Source organism: Shinella granuli, from assembly GCF_004341885.1.
GTDB lineage: Bacteria > Pseudomonadota > Alphaproteobacteria > Rhizobiales > Rhizobiaceae > Shinella > Shinella granuli.
Genome location: NZ_SLVX01000005.1, coordinates 335,269 through 342,691, shown reverse-complemented (window position 1 = coordinate 342,691; position 7,423 = coordinate 335,269). Strand labels below are relative to the sequence as shown.

Sequence of the window (7,423 nt, the reverse complement as noted above, 5' to 3'; positions counted from 1 at the left end):
CGCTCGGGCTTAAGCCCTCCCGGCGGTCTCAGGCCGGCGCCGCAGTGGCCGACTTTTGCTCCGCCCCGTGGCCGGTTTTTACTCCGCCGTTGACACACGTTCATGCTGAAGGCAAGCACGTCCTTTTGATCCTGCCTGAGGAATATAGACAAAAAGCGCGCCAGGGCGTCCCTGGCGCGCTTTTCTCGTTTTTTTGCGGGATCGGGTGGTGTTAGCAGTAGAAAACGCGCCTAGCGCCAGCCCAGGGCCGGTGCGACGTGCTTCAGGATCGCCTCGATGACATGGGCGTTGTATTCGACGCCCAACTGGTTCGGCACGGTCAGGAGCAGCGTATCGGCCTCCCGGATCGCCTCGTCGGCGGCAAGCTGCTCGATGAGCTTGTCCGGCTCGTCGGCATAGGAACGGCCGAAGATCGCCCGCGTCTTGTCGTCGATGAAGCCGATCGAATCCGCTTCCTTGCCGCCGCGGCCGAAATAGGCCCGGTCGCGGTCGTCGACGAGCGCGAAGATGCTGCGGCTGACCGAAACACGCGGCGTGCGGCTGTGGCCGGCCTCCTTCCAGGCCTCGCGATAGGCGCGGATCTGCGCGGCCTGCTGGATGTGGAAAGGCTCGCCCGTCTCGTCGTCCTTCAGCGTCGAGCTCTGCAGGTTCATGCCGAGCTTCGCGGCCCAGACGGCCGTGGCGTTGGAGCTCGCGCCCCACCAGATGCGCTCGCGCAGGCCCTCCGAATGGGGTTCGAGGCGCAGCAGGCCGGGCGGGTTGGGGAACATCGGGCGCGGGTTGGGCTGCGCGAAGCCTTCACCCTTCAGCACGTCCAGGAACACCTCGGCATGCCGGCGGCCCATATCGGGGTCGCTCTGGCCTTCCTGCGGCTGGTAGCCGAAATAGCGCCAGCCGTCGATGACCTGCTCGGGCGAGCCACGGCTGATGCCGAGCTGCAGGCGCCCGCCGGAGATGAGATCGGCGGCGCCGGCATCCTCGGCCATATAGAGCGGGTTCTCGTAGCGCATGTCGATGACGGCCGTGCCGATCTCGATCGACTTCGTCCTCGCGCCGGCGGCGGCGAGGAGCGGGAAGGGGGAGGCGAGCTGCCGGGCGAAATGATGCACCCGGAAATAGGCGCCGTCGGCGCCGAGCTCTTCGGCCGCGACGGCAAGGTCGATCGACTGGAGCAGCGTATCGCCGGCCGAGCGGGTCTCGGATTGCGGGGAGGGGGTCCAATGCCCGAAGGAAAGGAAACCGATTTTCTTCATGGATCTTTGCCTCGACGCCGGAGCGTCCGTTGGGATGGGTGTCGCCAGCGAAGATGGGGTATCGGACAGGGCTTGGAAAGGTGCGGAACGAGAACGCAGCGTTCACCGTTTGGCATGTTTGCACGCTGGCGAAAGGCTACAGCATGCTCAGCCACGTCACATGCGTCAATGGTCCCGGATGTAAGGAAAAATGGCCTCATCCAAAGGGTCGAAAGAAACTCTCTGCGTCCTGTGCGGTTTTGTCGTTCTATTGGGGAAGAACTGCACATCCCTGCAGCCGGCGACAGTGGGGACGCCCCTTTTGGTTGCCCTTTGTCATAGAACTCGGAGGCATAGGCCGCGGTCAATCTCCATGCGGCTGCGTGGCGCTACGCATGGCGGCCCGGGCGATTTGATGCACATCTGCGGCAGGCGGATGCGACCGGGCGGCTCAGTGATACTTTTCCCGCTCGCGCACGAGGATCGCCGGTGCGTTCAGCCCGGCGATCGGTTGGTTGACGTCCGCCGGAATGTCGCCGGTCAGCTGGAGATCGAGATAGCGCGCGCAGCAAACCCGCAGGAAGGACGTGAAGTTGCCGAGGTCGTGGCCTGCGTCGATCGATTCATGGTGCAGCTTGGTGATCAACTGGGTGACATTCATGCGATCGCGGCGCGCGATCTCCTCGAGCTTCGACCAGAAGAAATTCTCCAGCCGCACGCTCGTGACCATGCCGTCGATCCGCAGCGAACGCGTGGTGCTCTCCCAGAGCCGCGCATCCGCCTTGATGAACAGTTCGCACATCCCGGCCTCCCTTGTCCGTCTCCTCAGGCGGCATCCGTTTGTAGCAGAGATGCGGCGTCCAGCACAGCCATGAACTGGCGCAGCCAGGAGGGGTGCGCCGGCCATGCGGGCGCGGTGACCAGATTGCCGTCCGAGACCGCATCATCGATGGCGATATCCGCATAGATGCCGCCGGCAAGCTCCACTTCGGGGCGGCAGGCGGGATAGGCCGAGCAGGTGCGGCCCTTGAGGACGCCGGCCGCCGCGAGAAGCTGCGCGCCGTGGCAGATGGCCGCCACCGGCTTGCCGGCCTCGAAGAAGTGCCGCACGGCCTTGAGGACATCCGGGTTGAGGCGCAGATATTCGGGCGCCCGGCCGCCGGGGATGACAAGCGCGTCGTAGTCCTCCGCGCGGATGCTGGAGAAGGTGGCGTTGAGCGTGAAATTGTGGCCGCGCTTTTCGGAATAGGTCTGGTCGCCCTCGAAATCATGGATGGCGGTCGCGACGGTCTGGCCGGCATTCTTGCCGGGGCAGGCGGCATGCACGGTATAGCCGCAGGCAAGCAGCGTCTGGAACGGGACCATGGTTTCATAGTCCTCGGTGAAGTCGCCGGTGATCATCAGGATTTTCGAAGCTGGCATCTGTTCCTCCCAAAACCAATGGGAGGAGTTTAGCAAGGACGGCATGCGAGCGGGTACTAAGGGGATACTACAGGGAAAATTCAGGTCAGGCGCCTTCAGACGTCCCTTGCCACCATCGTATAGATCTTGCGGGTCTGCTCGTGGATCGTCCATTCGCCGCGCCAGCCGAGCGGCAGGACGAACATCTCGCCCGGGCCGATCCGACGGCTCGTGCCGTCGCCGTTGTGCAGCGTCACGCGGCCGGAAAGGATATGGCAGATCTCCGCGATCTCGCTGCGGTCGGCGGTGAAGCGGCCGGGCGTGCATTCCCATATGCCGGTTTCCATCTTGCCGTCCGGGCTCGTCCAGAGGGGCAGGGTGGCCTCCTGCTGATCGCCCTCGATGGAGGTCGGCTTCGGCGCGAAGGCGCCGATATCGCGCTGGAGGAGGTCGCCGAAATTTTCGAAGCTGATCATGGTCTGTCCCGTATCTGGCTCAGTGGCCGGTGATGCTGTCGGCGAGCGCCGCGAGTTTGGAGGTGTGCGACAGGCCGGAAAACTCCCGGTCGTCCGCCATGCGGTAGAGCTGGTACATCGAATGCACGCCGAGCCAGCGGAAGGGCTCCGGCTCCCATTTGCGCACCGTGCGGTTGACCCAGGGCAGGCCGGTCAGCTCCGTCTTGCGATCCAGCACCAGGTCGCAGAGCGTGCGGCCGGCAAGGTTCGAGCTGGAGACGCCGAGGCCGACATAGCCGCCGGCCCAGCCGATGCCCGTCGTTCGGTCGAAGCCCGCCGTCGTGCACCAGTCGCGCGGCACGCCGAGCACGCCGCACCAGGCATGGTCGATCTTCAGCGCTTTCGTCTGCGGCAGGAGGCGGGTCAGGATGCCATGGAGCGCGTCGATCGTCGCCTGCTGCGTCCGTCCGTTGACGTCCGTTGCCGAGCCGTAGCGATAGGGCACGCCGCGTCCGCCCATGGTGATGCGGCCCTCGCGGGTGCGCTGGGCGTAGCAATAGGCATGCGCCGCATCGCCGAGCAGTTCGTGGCCTTCCCAGCCGATCTCCTTCCACACCGCGTCCGGCACGGGTTCGGTGACGATCTGCGCGCTGTTCAGCGCCAGCCAGGTCCGCTCGAAGCCGGGCAGGCCGGCGGAAAACCCCTCCGTGGCGCGGATGATTTTTGGCGCACGCACCATGCCGCGGTCGGTTGTAACGCGGCCCTGTTCGAAGCGGATGACGGTCGTGCCCTCGTAGATCGACACGCCGAGGCCTTCGACCACCCTGGCGAGGCCGCGCACCAGCTTGGCCGGCTGGACGCGCGCCATGTTGCGGTAGAGCACGGCGCCCTTGAGATCGGCGATGCGGATGCGCTTTGCGGCATCCTCCGCCGAGAGCAGTTGCAGACGCTCCGGCGGAATCTGCCAGTCGAGGCCGAACCGGTATTCCTCGCGCACCCTTTCGAGCTGGGCCGCATTGGTGGCGACGACGAGCTTGTCGACGCGGATGAGGTCCGCGTCGATGCCTTCGGCCCGGGTGACGCGCTCGACCTCGTCGACCGTGCCCGCCATGGCATTCTGCAGATCGACGACCGCGCCGCGGCTGGAGGTCTTCTCGTATTTTTCCCGCGACCAACTGAAGCCGCCGGAAAGCCAGCCACCGTTGCGCCCGGAGGCGCCGAAGCCGGCAAACTCCCGTTCGAGCACGACGATGTCGAGCGAAGGGTCCGCCTTCTTCAGGTAGTAGGCCGTCCACAGGCCGGTATAGCCCGCGCCGATGATGCAGACATCGGCCTCGCGGTCGCCGGGCAGGGGAGGGCGCTTTTGCGGTATGCCGCCGATATCGGCATACCAGAAGGAAATGTCACCGTTGGTCTTGACGTCCATGGGAAAGGCTTTCGGGGTTCAGGTCAGCGTCACGTCGGCGCTGGCATCATCGGGAAGAAGGGTGAGATCGGTGGGCAGGAAGGCGATGTCGGCGGTATCGCCGATCGCAAAATCGGTCGCGCCGAGGGGGCTGCGCACCACGGCGATCGTTCCGTCTGCCAGCCGCACCTCGTATTTCGAGCCGGAGCCGAGATAGATCGCCTCGGTGACCGTGCCGGAAAGGCGGTTTTCGCCCGTCAAGGCGTCCGCGCCGGGGCGCTTCAGCCCCACGCGCTCGGGCCGGAGCAGGATGACCGGGCGGGCCTCGCCGGGAAGGCGGCCCTGGGCGAAGATCCTCTGGCCGCCGATGGTCATCACCGTGCCGTCGCCGGCGGCTTCGGACTTGCCGCGCAGGACGGTGGAATCGCCGATGAAGCGGCCGACGAAGAGGGTCGCGGGATGATCGTAGAGTTCGCGGCCCGTGCCGATCTGCTCGATGCGCCCGCCGTTGAAGACGGCGATGCGGTCGGAGAGGACGAGCGCTTCCTCCTGGTCGTGGGTGACGTAGACGAAGGTGGTGCCGAGTTCGCGGTGGATGCGCTTGATTTCGAGCTGCAGCCATTCGCGCAGCTTCTTGTCGAGTGCGCCGAGCGGTTCGTCCATCAGGAGCAGCGGCGGATCGAAGACGAGGGCGCGGGCGAGCGCCACGCGCTGCTGCTGGCCGCCGGAGAGTTCGTTCGGGTAGCGATGGGCGAAATCCGCCATCTTCACCATGTCGAGGGCGCGTTTTACCCGCTTCTCACGATCGTCGCCCTTGATGCCGCGCAGCGTCAGGGGATAGGCGACGTTCTTTCCGACCGTCATGTGCGGGAAGAGGGCGTAGTGCTGGAAGACGACGCCGATGTTGCGCTTGTGCGAGGGCAGGCCCGTGACGCTCCTGCCGCCGATTTCGAGCGTGCCGGAGCTGATGTCGGTAAAGCCGGCGATGAGGTTCAGCGTCGTCGTCTTGCCGGAGCCGGAGGGGCCGAGCAGCGTCATGAACTCGCCGGGGCGGATATGAAGGTCGATGTCGTTGAGGGCGGTGAACGCGCCGTAGCGTTTCGATGCCTTGCGGATTTCGATGGCGGCGCCAGCGGATGCGGTCATGGGTCAGGTCCTTGCGCGGCGCATGCCGAGAAGCAGGCCGGCGATGATGATGAGCGAGGTCGCGAGGAAGAGCAGCGTGCCGACGGCGGCGACGGTCGGGTCGGCGTCGCGGGTGATCGAGGTGTAGATCTGCACCGGCAGCGTCTTGAGATAGGGGCTGGTGATGAACAGCGCCACGATGATCTCGTCGAACGAGGTGATGAAGGCGAAGAGCGCGCCGGAGAGGATGCCGGGCAGGATGAGCGGCAGCGTCACGGTGCGGAAGACGGTCAGCCGGCCCGCGCCGAGGCTGGCGGCGGCGGTCTCCAGCCGTCGGTCGAAGACCTCCAGGCTCGCCTGCACGGCGATCAGCACGAAGGGGATGGCGAGCATGGTGTGCGCCAGCACGAAGCCGGTGACCGTGCCCACCAGATGCGTGTCGAGATAGACCGCGTAGATGCCGATCGCCAGCACCACGCCGGGCACGACCATCGGCGTGATGAGGAGGGCGCGCAGCAGGCCGCCGGTACGCGCCGCTGCGCGGGAGACGCCGAAGGCGGCGAGCGTGCCGACCACCGTCGCGACGACCGCGACGATGAGCGCGATGACCAGCGAATTGGAAAAGCTCGTCGTCCAGTCGGGATTGCGGAAGAAGTTGTCGTACCATTGCCAGGAGAAGCCCACCGGCGGGAAGGCGAGCGACTTGTTGCCGTTGAACGACATCGGGATGACGACCAGCGTCGGCGCCAGGAGCAGCACCGCGACGAGCAGGCAGAACAGGCCGAGGAGGACGCGGGGGAAGGAGGGCATCGGCTCACGCCTCCCTGCGGGTCGAGGAATGTTTCTGGCGCATCAGCGGGGCGGCGATGGCGAGAAGCACGAAGGTGGCGACGAGGAGGACGACGCCCATCGCGCCACCGCGCCCCCAGTTGAGCAGGCTCAGCACCTGGTTCTGCACCAGCGAGGAGAGCAGGATGCTGCGCGGACCGCCGAGCAGGGCCGGCGTGATGTAGAAGCCGAGCGACAGGATGAAGACGATGATCGCGCCGGCATAGACGCCGGGCAGCGACAGCGGCACGTAGATCTGCAGGAAGGCTCTCCAGGGTTTCGCGCCGAGGCTGCGGGCCGCCTGGAGAAGGCGCGTGTCGATGCCCTTCATCACCGAATAGATCGGCAGGATCATGAAGGGCAGCAGCACCTGCGTCATGCCGATGACGACGCCGGGGAGCGTGCGGATCAGCTTGACGGGCGGCAGGCCGAGGCCGCGCAGGAAGGAATTGATGACGCCGGAATCCTGCAACAGGATGACCCAGGCGAGTGTGCGCACCACCCCGCTCAGCCAGAAGGGTACGAGCACGCAAAGGATGAGCGCCAGCCGCAGGTTCCTGCCGACGATGGTCATGGCATAGGCGTAAGGATAGGCGCAGATGAGCGAGACGAGCGTCACCCAGGCGGCGACGACGAAGGTGCGTTGCAGGACCGTGCGGTTTACCGCGGACTGGAAGAACCAGACGTAATTGTCGAGGCCGGGGGCGGGATCGGTGAAGCTGCGCACCACGACGATCGCCAGCGGATAGGCAAGGGCGAGGAGCAGCACCAGCACGGCAGGGGCGGCGAGCCAAACCGCACCGCGAGGTCGCCATCGCTTGAGGAGAGCGGGCCTGTCAGGCATGTCGGTCACGATCGTCTCCTGTGGTTCGGTTGGGTGGTGGTTCATGCTGGCGTCCGCGGTGTCCGTCCCCTCTGGCGCAAGGCATCGCGTTTGGAATTCGCCGCGGCCCCATTCCCCTTCTCCCCCGCGGGGA

General features: G+C 66.0%; 8 protein-coding genes. All 8 read right to left on the bottom strand.

Going from position 1 to position 7,423, the window contains the following annotated elements; all coding sequences use genetic code 11:
* Positions 1–230 precede the first annotated feature (230 nt).
* The gene (locus tag EV665_RS11575) at positions 231–1,253 is read right to left on the bottom strand and encodes an LLM class flavin-dependent oxidoreductase (protein ID WP_133034217.1); all 1,023 of its coding nucleotides are present in this window, start codon (positions 1,251–1,253) and stop codon (positions 231–233) included.
* Between the two features lie 430 nt (positions 1,254–1,683).
* Positions 1,684–2,034 carry a ribbon-helix-helix domain-containing protein gene (locus EV665_RS11570; protein WP_064332798.1) on the bottom strand — a complete coding sequence of 117 codons (351 nt, stop codon included), beginning with the start codon at positions 2,032–2,034 and terminating at the stop codon, positions 1,684–1,686.
* A 23-nt stretch (positions 2,035–2,057) separates the two neighbouring features.
* On the bottom strand, positions 2,058–2,654 hold the full coding sequence (locus EV665_RS11565; protein WP_064332799.1) for a DJ-1/PfpI family protein: 597 nt from the start codon (positions 2,652–2,654) through the stop codon (positions 2,058–2,060).
* A gap of 95 nt (positions 2,655–2,749) precedes the next feature.
* Positions 2,750–3,109, bottom strand: coding sequence for a cupin domain-containing protein (locus EV665_RS11560; RefSeq protein ID WP_133034216.1), 360 nt, complete (start codon positions 3,107–3,109; stop codon positions 2,750–2,752).
* 19 nt (positions 3,110–3,128) lie between these two features.
* The gene (locus EV665_RS11555) at positions 3,129–4,514 is read right to left on the bottom strand and encodes an NAD(P)/FAD-dependent oxidoreductase (protein ID WP_133034215.1); all 1,386 of its coding nucleotides are present in this window, start codon (positions 4,512–4,514) and stop codon (positions 3,129–3,131) included.
* Between the two features lie 18 nt (positions 4,515–4,532).
* Positions 4,533–5,639, bottom strand: a complete 1,107-nt coding sequence (locus EV665_RS11550; protein ID WP_133034214.1) for an ABC transporter ATP-binding protein — start codon at positions 5,637–5,639, stop codon at positions 4,533–4,535.
* A gap of 3 nt (positions 5,640–5,642) precedes the next feature.
* Positions 5,643–6,428 (bottom strand): ABC transporter permease, encoded by a 786-nt coding sequence (locus tag EV665_RS11545; protein WP_133034213.1) that lies wholly within the window; start codon positions 6,426–6,428, stop codon positions 5,643–5,645.
* A gap of 4 nt (positions 6,429–6,432) precedes the next feature.
* Complete coding sequence (locus EV665_RS11540) at positions 6,433–7,290, bottom strand: ABC transporter permease (protein ID WP_162853039.1); 858 nt, start codon at positions 7,288–7,290, stop codon at positions 6,433–6,435.
* Positions 7,291–7,423 lie beyond the last annotated feature (133 nt).

Coding starts and splice junctions, on each gene's coding strand:
- EV665_RS11575 (WP_133034217.1), bottom strand. CDS start 1,253: ATGAAGAAAATCGGTTTCCTTTCCTTCGGGCATTGGACCCCCTCCCCG.
- EV665_RS11560 (WP_133034216.1), bottom strand. CDS start 3,109: ATGATCAGCTTCGAAAATTTCGGCGACCTCCTCCAGCGCGATATCGGC.
- EV665_RS11540 (WP_162853039.1), bottom strand. CDS start 7,290: ATGCCTGACAGGCCCGCTCTCCTCAAGCGATGGCGACCTCGCGGTGCG.
- EV665_RS11555 (WP_133034215.1), bottom strand. CDS start 4,514: ATGGACGTCAAGACCAACGGTGACATTTCCTTCTGGTATGCCGATATC.
- EV665_RS11565 (WP_064332799.1), bottom strand. CDS start 2,654: ATGCCAGCTTCGAAAATCCTGATGATCACCGGCGACTTCACCGAGGAC.
- EV665_RS11545 (WP_133034213.1), bottom strand. CDS start 6,428: ATGCCCTCCTTCCCCCGCGTCCTCCTCGGCCTGTTCTGCCTGCTCGTC.
- EV665_RS11550 (WP_133034214.1), bottom strand. CDS start 5,639: ATGACCGCATCCGCTGGCGCCGCCATCGAAATCCGCAAGGCATCGAAA.
- EV665_RS11570 (WP_064332798.1), bottom strand. CDS start 2,034: ATGTGCGAACTGTTCATCAAGGCGGATGCGCGGCTCTGGGAGAGCACC.